The 18,101-nt window shown below is 54.5% G+C and carries 15 protein-coding genes, 1 tRNA gene and 3 pseudogenes; 13 read left to right on the top strand and 6 right to left on the bottom strand.

The window, feature by feature from the left end; genetic code table 11:
• Nucleotides 1-64: 64 nt before the first annotated feature.
• The 4 genes from ACP8KU_RS08360 (at nucleotide 65) to ACP8KU_RS08345 (ending at nucleotide 4,534) form a co-directional block, all read left to right on the top strand.
• Complete coding sequence (locus ACP8KU_RS08360; RefSeq protein WP_484483594.1) at nucleotides 65-3,034, top strand: UPF0182 family protein; 2,970 nt, start codon at nucleotides 65-67, stop codon at nucleotides 3,032-3,034.
• Between the two features lie 162 nt (nucleotides 3,035-3,196).
• Nucleotides 3,197-3,273: transfer RNA gene (locus tag ACP8KU_RS08355), tRNA-Met, on the top strand.
• A 250-nt stretch (nucleotides 3,274-3,523) separates the two neighbouring features.
• Nucleotides 3,524-3,952: a hypothetical protein gene (locus ACP8KU_RS08350; RefSeq protein ID WP_484483593.1), complete on the top strand. Its 429-nt coding sequence runs from the start codon at nucleotides 3,524-3,526 to the stop codon at nucleotides 3,950-3,952.
• A 165-nt stretch (nucleotides 3,953-4,117) separates the two neighbouring features.
• Nucleotides 4,118-4,534, top strand: a complete 417-nt coding sequence (locus tag ACP8KU_RS08345; protein ID WP_284771752.1) for a hypothetical protein — start codon at nucleotides 4,118-4,120, stop codon at nucleotides 4,532-4,534.
• A gap of 534 nt (nucleotides 4,535-5,068) precedes the next feature.
• Here the strand turns inward: ACP8KU_RS08345 and ACP8KU_RS08340 are convergent.
• Nucleotides 5,069-5,197: pseudogene (locus ACP8KU_RS08340) on the bottom strand (COX15/CtaA family protein); the annotation flags it as partial.
• A 103-nt stretch (nucleotides 5,198-5,300) separates the two neighbouring features.
• On the opposite strand from ACP8KU_RS08340, the gene ACP8KU_RS08335 reads away from it, so the two are divergent.
• The 5 genes from ACP8KU_RS08335 to ACP8KU_RS08315 all read left to right on the top strand — a co-directional run bounded on the left by ACP8KU_RS08335 (nucleotide 5,301) and on the right by ACP8KU_RS08315 (nucleotide 9,670).
• Nucleotides 5,301-5,501: a transposase gene (locus ACP8KU_RS08335; protein ID WP_484483592.1), complete on the top strand. Its 201-nt coding sequence runs from the start codon at nucleotides 5,301-5,303 to the stop codon at nucleotides 5,499-5,501.
• Between the two features lie 121 nt (nucleotides 5,502-5,622).
• Complete coding sequence (locus tag ACP8KU_RS08330) at nucleotides 5,623-6,498, top strand: IS3 family transposase (RefSeq protein ID WP_484483591.1); 876 nt, start codon at nucleotides 5,623-5,625, stop codon at nucleotides 6,496-6,498.
• 257 nt (nucleotides 6,499-6,755) lie between these two features.
• Nucleotides 6,756-7,400: a sce7726 family protein gene (locus ACP8KU_RS08325; RefSeq protein WP_484484166.1), complete on the top strand. Its 645-nt coding sequence runs from the start codon at nucleotides 6,756-6,758 to the stop codon at nucleotides 7,398-7,400.
• 217 nt (nucleotides 7,401-7,617) lie between these two features.
• The gene (locus ACP8KU_RS08320) at nucleotides 7,618-8,625 is read left to right on the top strand and encodes a sce7725 family protein (RefSeq protein WP_484483590.1); all 1,008 of its coding nucleotides are present in this window, start codon (nucleotides 7,618-7,620) and stop codon (nucleotides 8,623-8,625) included.
• A complete protein-coding gene (locus ACP8KU_RS08315; protein ID WP_284772341.1) occupies nucleotides 8,618-9,670 on the top strand; it encodes an RES family NAD+ phosphorylase in 1,053 nt (350 codons plus the stop codon). The genes ACP8KU_RS08320 and ACP8KU_RS08315 overlap by 8 nt, the downstream gene beginning before the upstream one ends.
• Before the next feature lie 111 nt (nucleotides 9,671-9,781).
• Here the strand turns inward: ACP8KU_RS08315 and ACP8KU_RS08310 are convergent.
• Nucleotides 9,782-10,119: pseudogene (locus ACP8KU_RS08310) on the bottom strand (transposase); the annotation flags it as partial.
• An 81-nt stretch (nucleotides 10,120-10,200) separates the two neighbouring features.
• Here ACP8KU_RS08310 and ACP8KU_RS08305 point away from each other — a divergent pair.
• On the top strand, nucleotides 10,201-10,383 hold the full coding sequence (locus tag ACP8KU_RS08305) for a hypothetical protein (protein ID WP_484483589.1): 183 nt from the start codon (nucleotides 10,201-10,203) through the stop codon (nucleotides 10,381-10,383).
• Nucleotides 10,384-10,425: 42 nt separating this feature from the next.
• A pseudogene (locus ACP8KU_RS08300) lies at nucleotides 10,426-10,573 on the top strand (transposase); the annotation flags it as partial.
• A 235-nt stretch (nucleotides 10,574-10,808) separates the two neighbouring features.
• Here the strand turns inward: ACP8KU_RS08300 and ACP8KU_RS08295 are convergent.
• The 4 genes from ACP8KU_RS08295 to ACP8KU_RS08280 all read right to left on the bottom strand — a co-directional run bounded on the left by ACP8KU_RS08295 (nucleotide 10,809) and on the right by ACP8KU_RS08280 (nucleotide 15,102).
• Nucleotides 10,809-12,043 (bottom strand): IS3 family transposase gene (locus tag ACP8KU_RS08295; protein WP_484483588.1). Its coding sequence is split into 2 segments (ribosomal slippage): nucleotides 10,809-11,755 and nucleotides 11,755-12,043, totalling 1,236 coding nucleotides; the frame shifts between segments, so codons are not numbered across the junction.
• 94 nt (nucleotides 12,044-12,137) lie between these two features.
• On the bottom strand, nucleotides 12,138-12,968 hold the full coding sequence (locus ACP8KU_RS08290) for an ABC transporter ATP-binding protein (RefSeq protein WP_484483587.1): 831 nt from the start codon (nucleotides 12,966-12,968) through the stop codon (nucleotides 12,138-12,140).
• The gene (locus ACP8KU_RS08285; protein ID WP_005281828.1) at nucleotides 12,965-14,077 is read right to left on the bottom strand and encodes a FecCD family ABC transporter permease; all 1,113 of its coding nucleotides are present in this window, start codon (nucleotides 14,075-14,077) and stop codon (nucleotides 12,965-12,967) included. The genes ACP8KU_RS08290 and ACP8KU_RS08285 overlap by 4 nt, the downstream gene beginning before the upstream one ends.
• Nucleotides 14,077-15,102, bottom strand: a complete 1,026-nt coding sequence (locus ACP8KU_RS08280) for a FecCD family ABC transporter permease (protein ID WP_005277580.1) — start codon at nucleotides 15,100-15,102, stop codon at nucleotides 14,077-14,079. The genes ACP8KU_RS08285 and ACP8KU_RS08280 overlap by 1 nt, the downstream gene beginning before the upstream one ends.
• Nucleotides 15,103-15,734: 632 nt before the next feature.
• On the opposite strand from ACP8KU_RS08280, the gene ACP8KU_RS08275 reads away from it, so the two are divergent.
• Both ACP8KU_RS08275 and ACP8KU_RS08270 read left to right on the top strand, forming a co-directional pair.
• Complete coding sequence (locus ACP8KU_RS08275; protein ID WP_023028456.1) at nucleotides 15,735-16,751, top strand: iron-siderophore ABC transporter substrate-binding protein; 1,017 nt, start codon at nucleotides 15,735-15,737, stop codon at nucleotides 16,749-16,751.
• Between the two features lie 339 nt (nucleotides 16,752-17,090).
• Nucleotides 17,091-18,074 carry an ABC transporter substrate-binding protein gene (locus ACP8KU_RS08270; protein WP_005277584.1) on the top strand — a complete coding sequence of 328 codons (984 nt, stop codon included), beginning with the start codon at nucleotides 17,091-17,093 and terminating at the stop codon, nucleotides 18,072-18,074.
• The last annotated feature ends 27 nt before the right edge of the window (nucleotides 18,075-18,101 follow it).

Genomic DNA, 18,101 nt, shown 5'->3' with positions numbered 1-18,101 from the left:
TTATATTCGCACTATTTGATTGGAGCTGGCGTTGTCCCTAGGGTCATCCACACCAGCCGCCCCATTGAAGCGGCCTCCTAAGGTCGCGGCAATTATTGCGGCCATCATTGCCGTCCTCTTATTCTTCGGCCCCATGCTCGTGGGCATGTACACGGATTGGAGGTGGTTTGGCTCCATTGATTACCGCAGTGTTTTCACCACCGCGATTATTGCGCGCATAGTCCTCTTTATCATCTTCGGGCTCGTTGCTGCCGCAGTGGTGTGGGCAGCCGGGTTCTTTGCTTGGCGCGGTCGCCCCGATTCCCTGGATATGGGGGATCTGAATTCACCGGTCTATCAGTACCGCCAGTCCATTGAGAAGTCCATGGGCGTGCTGTTCAAGGTCATCCCGGCCATCGTGGGCATCATCGCCGGTTTCATCGGCCAGTCCCACTGGCGCGATGTGATGCTATTCCTCAACGGCCAGGACTTCGGCGTACAAGACCCCCAATTCCACCACGACTTGGGCTTTTATGCCTTCAGCCTGCCTGTGCTGCAGATGGTGGTTAACACCCTGTCCATCCTGCTCGTGCTCGCCTTCCTTATTGCCTTGTTTGGCCACTACATCTTGGGTGGAATCCGCATTGGCAATAAGGCTGCAGGAGTGCGCGGCTCCATTTCCCGCTCGGCGCGCCTGCAGCTTGCCATTACGGCCGGGCTGTGGATGGTGGCCCAGGTCGCCGGCTACTGGCTGGAGCGCTACGGGCTGCTGTATTCCGAGCACGACCTGTTTACCGGTGGTTCCTACACGGATATCCACGCCTACCTGCCGGCCAAGATCATTTTGATGATCATCGGCGTCTTCGTCGCTATTGCGCTCTTTATGGCCATCGTTATTAAAGACCTGCGCATTCCTGGCCTCGCCGTCGTGCTGATGCTCGCGTCCTCGCTCATCATCGGCCAGGCATGGCCGCTGCTCATGGAGCGCTTCTCGGTGCAGCCAAACCGCCAGGCCAAGGAAAACGAGTCCATTGCCCGCAATATCGAGGCCACGCGGTATGCCTACGGGCTTACCGATGACCACGTGACCTACAAGGAAAACTGGGGCGGCGACAACGTATCGGATGACAAGGTTGCCTCCGATAACGCCACCATCAATAACCTGCGCCTGCTGGATCCAGAGATTTTGTCGCCGACGTTTACCCAGATGCAGCAGCTGAAGAACTTCTATGGGTTCCCAGAAACGCTGTCCATGGACCGCTACGAAATCGACGGCAAGATGCGCGACTTCGTCGTTGCGGCCCGCGAGCTGGACCCGAACGAGCTGCGCGAAAACCAGTCCGACTGGATTAACCGCCACACCGTATATACCCACGGCAATGGCTTCGTAGCCGCGCAGGCTAATACCGTCGATGAGGTTGCCCGCGATGCCGGTTCCGCCCGCGGTGGTTACCCCATCTTCACCGTCTCTGACCTGCAGACCCAGGCCGGCGAGTCCGAGGGTGAGGGCGAGACCCAAGACGCTGAGAAGTCCTTGGGCATCAAGGTAGACCAGCCCCGCATTTACTACGGCCCGGTCATCGCTAGTGCCGCAGATAACTTGGACTACGCCATTACCGGTACCACCGGCGAGAACCCGGTGGAGTACGACACCGATAGCACCAACTACACCTATGACGGTGAAGGCGGCGTTGAGATTGGCAATCTTTTTGACCGCACCATGTATGCCGCTAAGTACCGCGAGCTGAACTTCCTGCTTTCGGACCGCGTGGGCAGCGAATCCAAGCTGCTCTATGACCGCGACCCCCGCGAGCGCGTGGAGAAGGTTGCCCCCTGGTTGACCACGGATTCCGCTACCTACCCGGCCGTTATTGATGGCCACCTGAAGTGGATCGTTGATGGTTACACCACCCTGGACTCCCTGCCATACTCGCAGCGCGCTTCGCTTTCCGATGCCACCCAGGATGCCCTCAACCCCGATGGCACCACCCAGCGCTTGGTCAATGACCGGGTGGGCTATATCCGCAACTCCGTGAAGGCGACCGTGGATGCCTATGACGGCAGCGTGGACCTCTACGAGTTCGACAAGGAAGACCCCGTTCTCAAGGCATGGGAAGGCGTTTTCCCGGATGTGGTGAAGCCGGAATCCGAGATCTCCGATGAGCTGCGCGAGCACTTCCGCTACCCAGAGGACATGTTCAAGGTTCAGCGCGATCTCTTGGCCCGCTACCACGTTGATGACCCGAACGTCTTCTTCAATAACGACGCCTTCTGGTCCGTGCCGAATGACCCAACCGCCGAGGAATCCCGCGATCTGAACCAGCCGCCGTACTACGTGATGGCTGCCGATCCGGAAACCGGCGACCCGAGCTTCCAGCTGACCACCTCGTACCGTGGCCTGAACCGTGAGTTCCTGTCCGCGCACATGGCGGTATCTTCCGATCCGGATACCTACGGCGATATCACCGTGCGCGTGCTGCCAACCAATACGCAGACCCAGGGTCCAAAGCAGGCGCAGGACGCCATGATGTCTTCTGACCAGGTGGCCCGCGACCGCACCCTGTGGGAGGGCACCAACGACCTGCACAACGGTAACCTGCTGGCCTTGCCTGTCGGCGGCGGCGAGATCCTCTACCTCGAGCCGATTTACTCGCAGCGCAAGGATCAGGCTTCCGCCTTCCCGAAGCTGCTGCGTGTGCTCGTGTCCTACAAGGGCCGCGTGGGCTACGCACCGACTATCGGTGATGCCCTTGAGCAGGTGGGAATCGACGCCAAGTCCGCCCAGGACATCGAAGAGATCGAGGGCGACTCCGGCGACGACGATGCCGATAAGGACAGCTCTTCTGCGGACAAGAAGGACGAGAAGAAGGAATCTACTGAGGAATCCGCTCCGGCTTCGGCCCCTCGTTCCTCCGATGAAGCAGGCGCTATCGAGGACATCAACAAGGCCCTGAAGGGCCTGGAGGATGCCCGCAATGGCTCCTTTGAAGAGTACGGCCGCGCCTTGGATGAGTTGGACAAGGCAGTTGAGTCCTACCAGAAGTCCGAGGGCTAAAGCCTCCAACTTCTTACACTCGAAACTCAGGAAATAAGGCACCTACCCAGGGGATTTGGGTAGGTGCCTTCCTGTCTGTATAGTTACAGAAGTCGCCGGGACAGAGCGAATACGTTAAGTATTACTGCACTGTTCAAGCGCAGATGATGGAAGTCATCTCGACGCGGGGTGGAGCAGCTCGGTAGCTCGCTGGGCTCATAACCCAGAGGTCGTAGGTTCGAATCCTGCCCCCGCTACCAACTTCCAGGCCCCTACCAGCGGAAACGTTGGTAGGGGCTTTAGTTATTACTCTTAAGGCGCACGCCCTGGGACTCAAATTGGGACTTTAGCGATGGCATTTTGTCACTTAAGCCGGTTTGGAAGCGATGCTGCCCGACACGCCCCTAAGCGTTACCCTTCGCGCGGTTGTGGGACATAAAAGGAACTGCTACCCTCAGCCTAGGTATACAAATTCTGGAGCTTTCACTGTAGACGGTGATCCGATTTAATATGTTGGGCGAAACTCTTCTTTTTACAACTTACTTCCTCGCTCGAGAGTCTGACCTTGAACAATTCCATAAACAGTATTTAAAAAGAGTGGATAAGGCTCGAGAGATCACGCAGATACTCTATGTAACTGACGAAATTACACATGGGGGAGACGGAGTAATTCGCGAAGTCATGATGCAAGATTTCCGTAGGGATATGCGAGACTTTGGCACTTACCCATTTGATGAATCTGAATGGGGTTTGTATAACCTTTCATGTGTGGCTAAAGACGTTGACGAACCCGCCATGGAAGGAGCTGGTGTCTCTCGGCTATGGCGTGATTTGGCATTAGGCGAAGAGACAGTACCTAGGGAATTTACCAGTCATGTAAAAGCCGTTAATGTGTCGAGCGATGGCAGAGGGTTCCCTCTGGGATCTATTTGTGCTTGATTGTCATCCAGAAATTCAACGGAATATCCATATGATAAATGCCGTCACCTCTTGATTAAGGCGTCAGTGTGTAGTCTGGGCGACTAGGCTAATCACTGGTGCACATATCCGGTGGCTTCATTTCTGGTACTAAATCGCTTCGCGAAGCACCAATAGCCAAAGTTTTTGACAGGCGAGCAGACGCACGTATCGCGCGATTTAGAGACTCCCACGCCATATCATCCCCACCATCGTTGTATTCTCACACCACTTCTCGCGTTGATCGTCGCGATAATCATGGGCCACAGCCAAGTATCCTCGATCTACAAAACGCTAGACCGTAAGCTGAGTTGTACGAAGTTACTTCTTTTCTCTTACCTGCATCCTGATCTCGCCATGTATTTGACTGGAAGAATTCTCTATATAGATGACGCGACGGTGAAAATGCAACAGGCTCCATTTGCCCAGGAAGAGTTAAAAGCGGTTAGCGATATGGCGGATACGCTGGTGCCTCTTACTATTTCAAAAACACCACTATATGGCTCTAACGATGGCAGCGACGTAGTTCCTCAATGGTTTAACATGGAAAAAGGCCTAGCCTAAAAATAAATGCGGTAAGACATAATAAAAAGGTCGGACGTGATTCGTTATCGGAATGTAAAGCTCTGCGTCTACTCTTCTGTCTGCTTTCATCCTTCTCAATTCCATAAAATGCTGAGGAACGTTGTTGCTGGCTTTCCCAAACCACTCGATTTTATCTCCTGATCCATAGTCCAAATCTCCAGCAAATGCATCGCCAATCACCAGCCCAACCGGAGCCAGCCTTAAGATTCAGTGAGGAAAGTGCGGCTCCTCCCCCGCCCCCATAGAAAAGCGGTATATGTCACGACAAACGTAGACATCAAAACATGCAATGGGACAGCCCGCTCTGGCCCCCCAAATAAACTTGCAGAAACCCGATCCCCCACTGAATTATGATGAACAGAATAAGAACTTTAGCGATTCGTTGAATGCCCTCTGGAGTTCCAGACTTATGTAAAAATATTGCTACCACCACTGTAATCAAGAGGTAGACATACGTAGCTCCAGAATGGACATAAGCCAACATCAATGTGTCAAAAGCTAAGCGTCCTTCCGCAGCCTGTTGCCAAACTCAATTGCTTGATGGATTGCCCGCGCAACGCCTTCAACGGGGACAAGGGAGCCCGCATGACAATTTGGCCAAGTGTTACAGCCACGACCGGAACCAGTCACGCGGACTATAGACGGACTATAGACCCCATGACACTAATTCGGATCTGGCCCCCTTTTTTTGGTGGACACCTGATATCCAGCCCGGTTGGGTTGGGAAGAAAGGTAATCTACTATCATGTCCAGGTACTCCGAACAGTTCAGACGCGATGCTGTGGCTCTCTATGAGAACAATGAGGACCTCTCGCTGAACGCAGCATCAGCCCAGCTCGGTATCAACCGTGCCTCGCTGCATTCTTGGGTCACCAAGTACGGCACCGGAAAGCGTGCGCGCATTAAAGCTGTGCATGATAAAGCCCAAGCAGCAAATGATTCGTGAGACGGATCCGCCAGTGAGACAAAAGAAAACGCAAAGTTGCGCGAAGAACGCGATATCCTGCGCAAGGCCGCGAAATATTTTGCTTAAAGCAACTCACTGGTGATCCGCTTCCAGTTTGTCTATGACCACCGAACCGAGTACTCGGCTCACACGGATGTGCCACGTGTTAAAGCTCAATCGCTCCTCGTTTTATAAATGGGTCCAAACCCGTGAACAGCGCAGGTTAAAGATGTGTTCCGATGCCGCTATTGGTGCAAAAATCAAGACCACTTTTGATGATGAGCACGGGCTTTATGGTGCTAAACGCATCGCTGCAAGCCTTAAAGCCGATACGAGCTTTGGCCCGATAAGTCACAAGAAGGTCGCCCGCATCATGAAATCCATGGGACTTAAAGGCTTTACCAAACGCCGCCGATGTGTCACTACCAGGCGCAAGCCTGGCCACCGTGTCATGCCGGACTTAGTAGGCCGTAAATTCACAGCTGATAGGCCAAACCACGTCTATGTTGGCGACATTACGTACCTGCCGTGTAAGGGTGGCAAGAACATGTACCTTGCCACGGTCATCGACGTCTACTGTCGCAAACTTGTCGGTCATGCACTCGCGGATCACATGCGGGTATCGCTGGTTATCGAGGCTTTGTCTCATGCCAGAAAGGTCCGCGGAAGCCTTAAAGGGGCAATTTTCCATTCTGATCATGGCAGTGTGTACACCTCACAGGCGTTTGGGGACCACTGCGCCCAGCTTGGTGTGCGTCAATCCATGGGAGCAGTGGGAACGAGTGCTGATAACGCCCTAGCAGAATCCTTTAACGCCACCTTAAAGCGTGAAGTACTGCGTGATAGGAAACTCTTTGAAAGTCCAATCAGCTGCCGCCAGGAAATCTTCCGGTGGTGCATGCGCTACAACACGCGTAGGCGGCACTCCTGGTGCAACCTTCTAGCCCCCGATGACTTCGAAGCGCTTAATTCAGCTACACTGACCCAAGCAGCATAACTAACCCCCGACGTGTCCACTTTCTGGGGCCAGGCCCGTGGGATGGATGTGTCTAGTTGGTGTTGATTGCGCTTCACGTAATAGACTTGGAATTTGAGTTGAAATGCCGTTAAGTGGCGGTGCGTTGCCTATCGCTTAGCGGCGCAAGAGGATAGTTTATTATTAACATGACTTCGGATACATGCTGTTGGAACCGCGCAAGAGAGCTTTACACGCACATGACATTCCACAGCGTCTAAATTCGGGAGGTGGACAGGATGCAACCTCTTAGAGGGAAAACGCCTCTCGAGCTCTTATTTTCACCTTCGGTCATTAATAGATTGTCTCAAGAAGGTGGTCGCGATTACATTGATCAATTCGCTAATCAAATTGGTTTCAAGGCTGAGCACGGCCAAACAGTGTTTGACTACTATAAGGCAGCGTATTCGTTGATGGGGCGAGAGAAGTTGAGATCCGATTTCGTTTTTCGGAACGAGATTGTCCAGAAGCGATGGCTTCATAGGCATTCAATTAATACAGCTACAGTGTTGAGTGAACATCGCGTGGCACGATCCCGTGCGGATTTGGTTTTGATTAATGGGTTAGCCACTGGGATTGAGATTAAATCTGACCGTGACACATTGAACCGGCTTTCGTCGCAGCTTCGAGACTATTCAAGAGTTTTTCCAAAGACCATGGTAGTGACCGGTTCGGTACATTTGGCAGACGTAATTCGGATGGTTCCTAAGTCGACAGGTGTAACAGAGCTGACTCGCCGGAACACTTTGCGACAAATTGTGCCTGCTGTAGAAAACTACAATTATATCGATTCAGACTCCATGGCTGGAAGTATGAACCAGGACGAAGCTAAGGACCTGCTGGCTATTTTGGGGGAAGAAGTCCCCCAAAACCTAATACGCTGATTTGGGCAGAAATACGCCGTAAGCTTAGTGAGTTTGATCGTGAAGAATTGTGTTCTGCGTACGCGAAAGTTCTAAAGGCAAAGCGCTCAAAATCGGGTTTTCGCGCTTATCTGTCAAACTTTCCGCGAGCGGTCCAGACTGCCCTGCTCTTGGGAAAGTATGGCCACGAAGAGTGGAGTAAACTGGCGGCAACGATGTCTCTTAGGATGGAGGAGTAGTGGATAGATACTGGCCGATTTTTAGAGGTAAGCAGTTTGAGCTGCTTGCTTTACGGGATTTGTCTGAATCTCTCTCCGGCGCCTCCGTTAACCCTGTTATCGAGCCAGTGAAAAAGCGACTTGGTGGGCTTCAACGATGCCTACAATCTTTAAAGGATGCTGCCGTTCCTGCGTCAGTGGTGATCAATCCGGAGGTCGGCGAGTTTTCAGATACACCGCTGGGGTTGCTTCAAGAACTCGAGAAAGGTGGAGACGAGGCGGAATCGGTGCGGTGCGTACTTGCGGCAGCCGACTCTTTAGTCCTGAATTTGAGTGCAAATCTGAGATGCGAGGATATCGATTCTGTGGTTGTTAAACTAGGGGAGATATACGAAGAAGATTCCAAGCCTAGTTTGCATATTTTGGCGAGGGGGTTCGCAGAGCCAGTGGCGGTTAAAGAGATTCTAGATAAAAATGGTTTTAAAGTCGGGCCTGGCTTAAATATTCTATTGGAAGATCTATCTTCTAGGCGCCACTATAAAACGATTTTTGAGGCCGCTCAGTTTGTATGGATCGCCGATGGTTTCAAAAAGCGTAAAAATGCTGATTATCTTGCGTACCCTACGGAGCTTTACGCGACAGCCCTCTGGGATTATTCGGAGTTCGGCTATGAAGGTTTCGGAGACTATTCCATTGTCGGTTCTGATTATTCTGAATCTGGTGGTCCTGCCTGGGCAGTAGCCATTCACCTAACCTCAAATAGCAATGCGATGGTTCCCGAAATGTATGTTCACCACTTCGTTTCGGATGACAATGATTCTCCCTCATTTCCGGCTGAGAAATATGCTCAAGCGTTGGAAAAATTAAAAGTGGAAGTGACTAACCCTAATACGACGATTGTGAGGACCGGAGCTGTCGGAGAATTTTTAAGGCTCCATGAAAATGGGCACTATCCTGGTCTAGGTTATGTGAAAAAGTTGTCCATGATGCACCATCTTGAGCTCATGATGGGGCTCGTGAATGAATAATGTTCAATTTCCAGAGCGGTTCTGCCCAGCGTGTTTTGGGGATCCGGGTTTAGAAGAAATCATAAAAGCCCACGGTCAACGAGAAAAAGGCTGCCCTAACTGTGGCAGGGGAGACGTTGTTCTAGCTGGACTTGATGCGATTAAAGAGCCGTTTCGGTTAGTCGCTGATGCATACGAACCGGATGAGCACGGCGAAACGTTAGTTAGTTGTCTTAAGCGTGATTGGAAGCTTTTCGCCAACAACGCCCTGCGAGAAGACACCCAGCGGGAAATCTTGGCGGGAATCCTCGGTGAGGACCGCATATCTGAAAAATATCGACCATTTCAGGTTCAGTCCGTGGAAGAAGGCTCGGAAGCTTACCAAAGGTTTCGCGATGAGATTATCAGGGAAAACAGATGGTTTGTTGAAAGCTCTAGTTTTATAGATGGAAGTAAGGAGTTTTTGTCTAATCTTCTCTACGATGTAGGGCGCTCAACACTATACCGTGCACGCATCGCTAAAGATCCCGAGAACCCGTACGTAGTTTCCGAAATGGGGGCGCCGCCTTCCGAGTTTGCTCGAGGAGGGAGGTCTAACCCTGAGGGAATAAGCTATTTGTATCTGGCTTCTAATGAGGCTACCGCATTAGCAGAAGTTCGTCCGCAGGCAGGACATATCGTGTGTGTCGGTAGTTTTGAATTTGAGAATCTTCGAGTGGTTGATTTAACAGATCTGCGTCATAGTTATTCGCCCTTTCTCTTGGACGATGTTTCTAAAGTTGGGAGCAGTGCTTCAAAGCTAGCTCTGTTTGAAGCCGTGTCGGAGGAGATGAGTGAACCCATTGTGGACAGTCCATCGAGGGAATATTTACCAACACAATATATGTGTGAAATGATGAAATTCTTGGGTTTTGAGGGGGTCCGCTACCGTAGCAGCCAAGGGGACGGAGCGAATTTCGTACTTTTTAATCATACGGACGCTAAGCCGCTGGAGGTTCACCACCGGAAAGTGAAAAAACTCCAAATTGAGAACGTTGTCGTAGATTCAACAAGAAAGACCATCTAGGGTAGATCCTCTCCGAAAGTTTGGAATCGCTCGGGGTCCTCTAATTCGGCGGATAGAAAGTGTCTAAAATAGATTTAGAACGTACGTTTTAGTAAAACGGCCCTTCCGGTTTTAGAGAGCGTTGATTTTCTCTTGTAGTTGTCCGGAGTGAATTAGGCACCGCAAGACGTAGTGGTTGGGGTTTTTAAATCCGAGGGCGATACCGCGTAGGTGCTCGAGTCTGCCGTTGATCGCTTCGACGGGGCCGTTGGAGGCACCGATATCGAAGTAGACGAGCACGTCGTCGCGTCGACGCCATAGGGTTCGAGCCAATTGAGCGAGCTCCTGCAAGCCTTTCGGTAATTCCTTACGCAGGATATGGATGATCCGTTCCATGAGCTTTTGCCTTCCGATTTCTTCGGATGCGCGTATGCTGTAATAATGTCCTGATAGAGCAGCCATGTTACTTCGCAGGTGAGGGTCATTTTTCTTGTGATGAAGTGGTGGAGCCGCTATGTCGGTGCGAGTTCCTGCTGAATTGCGGCTCTCACATGCGCAAACGGAATAAGCTCCTACTCAATGCGCAGCCGGCCCAAAGTGAAGAGAAAGCGGTAGGCGCGCTGCTCTTCGGTGGTGAGGTGGGTAAGGGTGGCGGAGCCGTCGCCGGGGTCAGGGACGGTCAGGTGCTGGAATTCGGGACGGTGGACCTGACCCCTTTTTTGGTGGACACCTGATATCCAGCCCGGTTGGGTTGGGAAGAAAGGTAATCTACTATCATGTCCAGGTACTCCGAACAGTTCAGACGCGATGCTGTGGCTCTCTATGAGAACAATGAGGACCTCTCGCTGAACGCAGCATCAGCCCAGCTCGGTATCAACCGTGCCTCGCTGCATTCTTGGGTCACCAAGTACGGCACCGGAAAGCGTGCGCGCATTAAAGCTGTGCATGATAAAGCCCAAGCAGCAAATGATTCGTGAGACGGATCCGCCAGTGAGACAAAAGAAAACGCAAAGTTGCGCGAAGAACGCGATATCCTGCGCAAGGCCGCGAAATATTTTGCTTAAAGCAACTCACTGGTGATCCGCTTCCAGTTTGTCTATGACCACTGAACCGAATACTCGGCTCACACGGATGTGCTGAAGTGCCCCGGGTTTTGTTCCTAGGCATTTGCCTTGATTTCCATTATTTCTCGACTGGGGTGATGTTCCCAAAACTCGGCTTCTACTTCAGCCGGCGTGCGGTAGCCCAAGCTCTGATGGAGCCGTGATTCGTTCCACCAGTTGACCCACTCGAACGTGGCGTTTTCCACGTCGACGACATCGTTCCAAGTGCGGGTATGGATCAACTCGTTCTTGTAGGAGCCGTTGACATTCTCAGCTAAAGCATTGTCGTAGGAGTCGCCAACCGTCTCGGTGGAAGCGGCAATCCCGTGCTGGGCAAGTCGCTCGTTGTAGACCACGCTGACATACTGCGACCCGTGATCCGAATGGTGAATCAAACCCGTTGTTTCCTTGGCACACACGATCGCCTGGTTCAGCGCCTGCAGCGGCAAGGCTTCGGTGCGCATCGAATCCGACAGCGTCCATCCGACGATCCTCCGGGAGTACACATCGGTCACGAACGCGGTGTACACGAAGCCTTTCCTGGTGCGCACATACGTAATGTCCGCCACCCACAGCCGATTGGGACCAGGGGCCTTGAATTCACGATTTACCAAGTCAGGGCGAAGATCCGGGCCCTTGGGTTTGCGCGTTGTGATTGGTGCCCTACCTTTGCCCTTGCCGGACAGGCCAGCGCTGCGCATCAGCCGGGCTGTTTGCTCGCGGCCAATGTCAATGCCCTGGCGGCGCAGCGCGTGCCACATCTTGCGGATTCCGTAGACGCCGTAATTGTCAGCATGAATTTCGCTGATGTACTCAATGAGGGCGGCGTCGCGAAGACTACGGGCACTCAGCCCACGCGCCTTGGATTGGCGGTAACCACGCGACGTGATAAAACCGCCTTCACGGTGGATGTTTAACGTCTGGCAGATGAACTCGACTGAGAAACGATTCCGATGCTCATCGATGAACCGGATCATTTCCGACGTTTTGGGTCGAGTTCCGACGCGAAAAAAGCTGAGGCAGCCTTCAATAGCTCGTTGGTATCCCGCAGTTGTTGATTCTCACGGCGTAACCGCGCATTCTCCGCAGCCAGATCCTCAGGCAAGCGTTCGACAACGCCTCCTTCACGACGAGCGGCCTGCGTCCACTGCCGGGCTGTGTGCCACGACACGCCCAGTTTCGGCGCCACCATCTTGCACGCTTCCTGTGTCGAAATATTCTCCGCCAGAATGCGATCCTCAACAAGGCGGACCACACGGTCCTTCGCATCCTGATCAAACTTCTTCGGCATGTTCGAAGATTTTCCCATCTACTCAAACGGAACAAAACCTGGGGCACTTCATTTACTTATGTGCCACCCCAGTGGGTGGGCTTAGTCCTTGGGCTTAAGCCGGTTTCCTGAGCGGGACGATGAGCGGGTCTCCAGTCTCTGGATCCTCGATGACCCGCGCCCGCAGATCAAAAGCGTCCTGCAGCAGCTCTGCGGTGATGATTTCTGCAGGTGCGCCGGAAGCTATGACCTGCCCCTCCTTCATAACCACGAGATAATCGGAGTAGCGCACTGCCAGGTTCAGATCGTGCAGCACCATTACCACCGTTCTGCCAAGCTCCTGGCGCAGGCTATCGACTAGCTCGAGGATGTCCACGGAGGTCGCGAGGTCAAGGTATGTCGTTGGCTCATCTAGGAAAAGGATGTCGGTGTTTTGCGCCAGCACCATGGAGATCCACACGCGCTGGCGCTGGCCGCCGGAAAGCTCATCCAACGTACGGCTGGCAAGATCCGCAGAACCGCTTTGCTTTAGGGCCTCGAAGACCGCGTCTTCGTCTGTGGAGGACCACTGGCGGAACCAGGCCTGATGTGGGTGCCGCCCGCGGGCCACCAGATCGGAGACCAACAGGCCTTCAGGGGCCACGGGGGATTGGGGCAGCATGCCCAGTATGCGGGCGACGTCCTTGCGCTTCATGTCCGAGATATTCTGGCCATCCACACTCACGGTCCCGGTATCAAGGTTGAGCAGTCCTGACATGGCGCGCAGCAAGGTTGATTTACCGCATCCGTTGGGCCCCACGATGGTGGTGATCTTTCCGGCCGGGAACGTGGCGCTGAGATCGCGGATAATGGTGCGCTGTCCGTAGCCCACCGTGACCGAGGAAGCGACGACGCCACCGGCGGTATTTGGTCGGTCTGCGTTTGGCTGGGGAATGGGGGAGGTCATGCGTCTGTGCTCCTAGTGCGTTGAACGAGTAGGTAGATGAGGAAGATGCCGCCCAGTGCGGAGGTGACAATACCCACCGGAAGTTCCACCGGCAGAACCGCTTGGGTGACGATGTCCGCGCCGAGCAGCAGTACTGCGCCGGTAAGCGCCGACGCCGCAAGCGGGGGACTGGGTACGCCACACAACCGAAGGGCCACCTGGGGCGCTACGAAGGCGATGAAGCCGATGGGCCCGGCAGCGGAGACCGCTACCGCAGCTAGGGCTACGGCCAATGCCAGCATCGCTACCTGCACGGCGTTGACTCGCTGGCCCAGCGCTCTGGCGAGGTCGGGGCCCAGAGTGGTGGCCAGTGCTTGGTAGGCGATCCAGGCCAGCAACGGGGCGCAGACGATCACAAGGACGGCGATGGGGATGGTGGTACTCCACTCCGACCTCGCTAGGGAACCGGTGAGCCAGAACTGTGCCTGGCTTGCATCCCGCAGCTCCGCGCGGACCATGAGGAAATTGATGTAGGAACTCAGCAGCGCGGTAATAATGATGCCCACGAGGACGAGACGGTAGGAATCGGCTTGGCGTCGCCAAGCCAGCGCCCAAATCACCGTGGCGCTCAGGATCGCGCCCAGCAACGCGGCCAGAGGAATGCCGATTCCGGCGAGCCAACCGGCGAACCCACCGCCACTGCCGAGGACGATGACCGTGACGGCCATGGCCGAGGCTCCCGTGGTGATGCCGAGGATATCGGGGCTGGCCAGCGCGTTGCGGGTGACTGTTTGGGTGAGCGCGCCGGACAGCCCCAGCGCGCAGCCGACCGCGATGGCGGTGGCCACGCGGGGCATGCGCCACTCCAGGACCACGAGCCTTTCCACGCGGCTTCCTTCCCCTTGGAAGATCACCTCAAGTACCCGGGGAACGGAGATGGGGTAATCGCCCAGCCCAATGGAAAGGGCACCCAAAAAGACAATGAGCGCTGCGGCGATAACGCATACCAGCACCACCCTCGGGCGCCAGAGGAAGGAGATGGGCCCAGCCCGGAATGGTATCCCGCCGGGCATTTGCCACGGCGTATTTTGTTTATCCTGTACAGCTTGTGCAGCTTTGTTGCGTCGCATCACAGCGTCATCACCTTCTTCCGGTAAATCAAGGCGATGAAGAACGGTGCACCAACGAAGGCCAAAACGATGCCCACTTGGAGCTCGCCGGGGCGGGCGATGAGGCGGCCTACCACGTCTGCACACAGCAATAGCGCCGCGCCGGCAAGTGCTGAGTACGGCAAAATCCACTTATAATCTGGGCCGGTAAGTGCCCGGACGATATGGGGCACTACCAGGCCAATGAAGCCCAGCGGGCCCGCGGCAGCCGTGGCCGCGCCGGCCAGCAGCGCGATGATGCCCATGCCGCCCAGCCTTGCGGCTGCGGTGTTGATGCCGAGCCCTGCGGCGACGTCGTCGCCTAAGTTCAAGATATTCAGCTGCGGGCCGGTGGCGAACGCCAGGACCAGCCCCAGCACCACGAACGGCAAGATGCCGAGCGCAATGTTCATATCCCTGCCGGCCAGGGAGCCAACGGTCCAAAAGCGCATCCGGTCCAGGTTATTCTCATTGGTGAGAACGAATGCGCTGGTAATAGCGCTTAAAACCGCCGACAGCGCGGCACCGCCTAGCACTAAGGTCAAAGGATCGACCGCTGCCTTGCCCGCGGAGGCCAGGCCAAAGACGAGTGCGGTGGCCGCAATCGCGCCGAGGAACGCTACCACGACGGTGGCCCACGGGGCGCTGATGCCAAATAAAGCGAAGCTGACCACAACGCTGAGCGCCGCGCCGGAACTGACACCCAGGATTCCCGGATCCGCCAGGGGATTGCGGGTGTGGCCTTGGATGAGAGCACCGGCGACTCCGAGTGCTGCCCCCACGATGATGGCCAGGATGGTGCGCGGCAGCCGCAGCTCAGCTACCACGCGTTGGTTGGTGGAAACTTCCTCCTGGCCACCGCGTGCGGCCGGGAGTTCCCGCAGCGCAGTCCACACGTCCTCCGCAGGAATGGAACGGGCGCCATACAGCAAACTGCAGATAGTGCCAACGAGGACCAGCAGGAGCAGCGCCCCTAGACCCAGGAGGCGGGTAGTGCGCACACTCATGGCGTGGCCTCCAATCGCTGCTTCCGCTTGCCGATGCCCCCACGCCCAGCCAATAGTGCCCAGCGAGCACCGGTGCTGCGGAGTGACGCCACGGAAAGTACTGGCTCACAGGTTGCGATGGGATTCCCTAAGTCGCGGGGTGGAGAAAGGTACCTAGCTACTCCCGCTGGGCGGGGAGGGGAGCTGCGCCCGAGGCGTGGCTCAGGCTGTTGCTGGGTGTGATTGTCAATCATGGACAAGCATATTACCGTTTTCATGTAAGGTAAGCCTTCATTTAATTAAAAGACTGTAAAAGTGAAGGGTTGCAAGTCATCGCAACTGGCCCTAGGCGCCCACTATTTAGGTGAAACTCTATGCGGCACCTTTTGTAGTGCCTGTCTCAAAGTTGAGTGTGCTGCATGTGCATCGCATAGGCGGTAGCTGGAAATCTTTTAGTGACCAGCGTAACATTGATTATTTAGGCAAGACTAAGTTATCTTTTTAACGTGCAAGAATGCGTCATCATGGCTGTCGATTGGGGAACTTGGTTACCCCCCCATTTGGGTATAACCGACCAAAAATTCTGACCTTTCCCCATTCGTGAACGGACTAGGCCTTGCGCTGAGATCCGTCACCAGTAATAACGGAGAAAAATGACATTCAAGAAAATTCTTGTCGGTACTGCTACTGTGCTGGCTCTGGGCACCGCGGTGACGGCGTGTTCGACTGATGACCAGTCCGAAAACTCTGCAGACTCCCAGGCGGTCAACGCCGAGCAAGGCGCATTCCCCACGACCATCGAGCATCGCTATGGTTCCACCGAAATCAAGGAAGCCCCGCAGCGCGTGGTCTCCCTAGGCTATACGGATCAGGACGCGCTGCTGGCGCTCGGAATCACGCCGGTTTCCGTGAAGTATTGGGATAGCATGACCCCGGATGGGCAGGCTGCGGGCAACTGGTCTAACGACAAGATCGAGGGGGATACCCCTCGAATCGATAAAGACACAGAGGTCAATGCGGAAGCCATTGCTAAAGACAAACCAGATCTCATCGTGGCCGTGTACTCGGATATTGATGAAAATACATACAAGAAACTCTCCGATATCGCCCCTGTCGTCGTGCAAAAGGGTGAATATAAAGAGCTGCAGCAACCGTGGGACGTGACTACGGAAGAGATTGGGCAAGCCGTAGGAAAGCCTAAAGAAGCAAAACGTCAGGTGGAGCAGGTTAAAGCGAAGTTTGCAGACCTAAAGGGCCGTCACCCAGAGTGGGCCGAGAAGGAACTCGGTGTGGCCACCGTCTCTGCCGACAGCCTGGCCGTCTTTGCTGAAGAAGATCCGCGCAGCCGCTTCTTTACCGAGCTGGGGTTCAAGATCAACCCCGCCTACGCGGCAATCACCAAGGATAAATTCTACGGCGAGGTCTCCAAGGAAAACGCTGACCAGGTTGATTCCGACGTACTGGTGTGGGACCAGTTGTCCTACGCTCCGACGCAGGACAAGGCATCTGTTACCGAGGATCCAATCGTGAGCAAGCTACCCGCCGTTAAGGACGGGCACAGTGTCTACTTGGAAGGTGACCTAGAAAAGGCCTTCGGATGGCAGACCGTGCTGAGCTTGGACTACCTGTTGGATAAGATCGAGCAGCCGTTGGCGGACGCCACGAAGTAATAGGAGTCAATCGCTGAACCGCTCCCGCATGAATGTGAGGGGGCGGTTTTCGCTGTGTGGGAAGCCGGTCGCACCGCCGATCCGCTGCCTGGAAGTGCATCGTCAAGCAGCATTTTCTTTGGCCCCCGCACTTTTATAGCTAGGGGAATGGGTCTTGTGCAGGTGTGGGCTTAGGGGTCCTGTAAATAGGAAATATCTATAGGAAAATAGTTTAACAAATCTATTGCAACGTGAACCAGGTAACGCTAACCTAACTTAAAAGTTGCCTTCGGGTCTACCGGAAAATCCGATGAAAAGAGCTGAAAGGCAACCTCAGGAAACCGACTTTAAGGAAAAGGGATGTCAGTAAAAAGGGGCGCGCGTTCATTTATCGCTGCCGCTATCTGTGCCGGATTGGTTCTGTCAGGTTGCTCGTCGAACGATTCAACCGATGAAGCGGCAACAACCTCCGAAGTCGCAGAGGACGTGACCATTGAGCACGCACGCGGCACGGATACGTATCCGGTCAACCCGCAGAACGTGGTTGCCGTGGGGCCGGCCGTTGATAACCTGCTGGAACTTGGAATTAAACCGGCAGCCGTCGTGCAGAATGCAAAAGACAAGAACTCGCCCTGGCGCGAGGGCAAGCTTGATGGCGTCAAGGTGATCGACCAGACAGACTTCAAGACTCTGCCCCAGGAACAGATTGCGGCAATCGAACCCGACTTCATCGTTGGTGATTACTGGACAATTTCTGAGGCTAATTACAAGGAATTGTCTGCAATCGCACCGACTCTCGGCGGAATCTCCGATAAGGGTGAGGGAATTGGCTGGGAATCTCAGCTAGAAGCTTTGGGCAAGATCTTCAATAAGGAATCCGAAGCGAAGAAAGCCATTGAAGAGGACCAGAAGCGTTTCTCCGACGTGAAGGAGAAACTGCCTAACCTCTCCGGTAAGACCGGCATTGTTTCCCAATTTGCCCAGGGCTCCTTTGGTGCCGTTGCTGACCCTGAGGATCCGGGTGCATCCTTCATCTACGATCTGGGCATGAAGTTCCCAGACAAGCTGACGGACGGATCCGTGCCTGTTGATAAGGGTCGCGTCACGCTTTCTCCGGAAAACGTGTCCTACCTGGCGGCCGACTTTATGGTTATTTATAACCGCACCGGCTCAATCGAAGAGGTTGAAAATATTCCGGGTTACAAAGATCTGCCGCAGGTGAAATCCGATGCGACTCTCGCTGGCGATGAAGCTGTCGTCGCCGGACTCAACAACCCAACGAGCTTGAGCCGAGCTTGGGTGCTGGATAAGACGATGCCGACGCTGGAAAAGGTTGGAAAGTAGTCAAGGTCCGCATAACCCTGATACCTG

The sequence above is a fragment of the Corynebacterium sp. LaCa_282 genome, assembly GCF_057198125.1.
This window is presented reverse-complemented; position numbering and strand designations above follow the sequence as displayed.

Excerpts from the sequence above, each read along its gene's own strand:
- ACP8KU_RS08325 (WP_484484166.1), top strand. The coding sequence starts at position 6,756 with ATGCAACCTCTTAGAGGGAAAACGCCTCTCGAGCTCTTATTTTCACCT.
- ACP8KU_RS08350 (WP_484483593.1), top strand. The coding sequence starts at position 3,524 with ATGTTGGGCGAAACTCTTCTTTTTACAACTTACTTCCTCGCTCGAGAG.
- ACP8KU_RS08270 (WP_005277584.1), top strand. The coding sequence starts at position 17,091 with ATGTCAGTAAAAAGGGGCGCGCGTTCATTTATCGCTGCCGCTATCTGT.
- ACP8KU_RS08305 (WP_484483589.1), top strand. The coding sequence starts at position 10,201 with ATGCGCAAACGGAATAAGCTCCTACTCAATGCGCAGCCGGCCCAAAGT.
- ACP8KU_RS08275 (WP_023028456.1), top strand. The coding sequence starts at position 15,735 with ATGACATTCAAGAAAATTCTTGTCGGTACTGCTACTGTGCTGGCTCTG.
- ACP8KU_RS08315 (WP_284772341.1), top strand. The coding sequence starts at position 8,618 with ATGAATAATGTTCAATTTCCAGAGCGGTTCTGCCCAGCGTGTTTTGGG.
- ACP8KU_RS08290 (WP_484483587.1), bottom strand. The coding sequence starts at position 12,968 with ATGACCTCCCCCATTCCCCAGCCAAACGCAGACCGACCAAATACCGCC.
- ACP8KU_RS08280 (WP_005277580.1), bottom strand. The coding sequence starts at position 15,102 with ATGAGTGTGCGCACTACCCGCCTCCTGGGTCTAGGGGCGCTGCTCCTG.
- ACP8KU_RS08330 (WP_484483591.1), top strand. The coding sequence starts at position 5,623 with ATGACCACCGAACCGAGTACTCGGCTCACACGGATGTGCCACGTGTTA.
- ACP8KU_RS08285 (WP_005281828.1), bottom strand. The coding sequence starts at position 14,077 with ATGCGACGCAACAAAGCTGCACAAGCTGTACAGGATAAACAAAATACG.
- ACP8KU_RS08335 (WP_484483592.1), top strand. The coding sequence starts at position 5,301 with ATGTCCAGGTACTCCGAACAGTTCAGACGCGATGCTGTGGCTCTCTAT.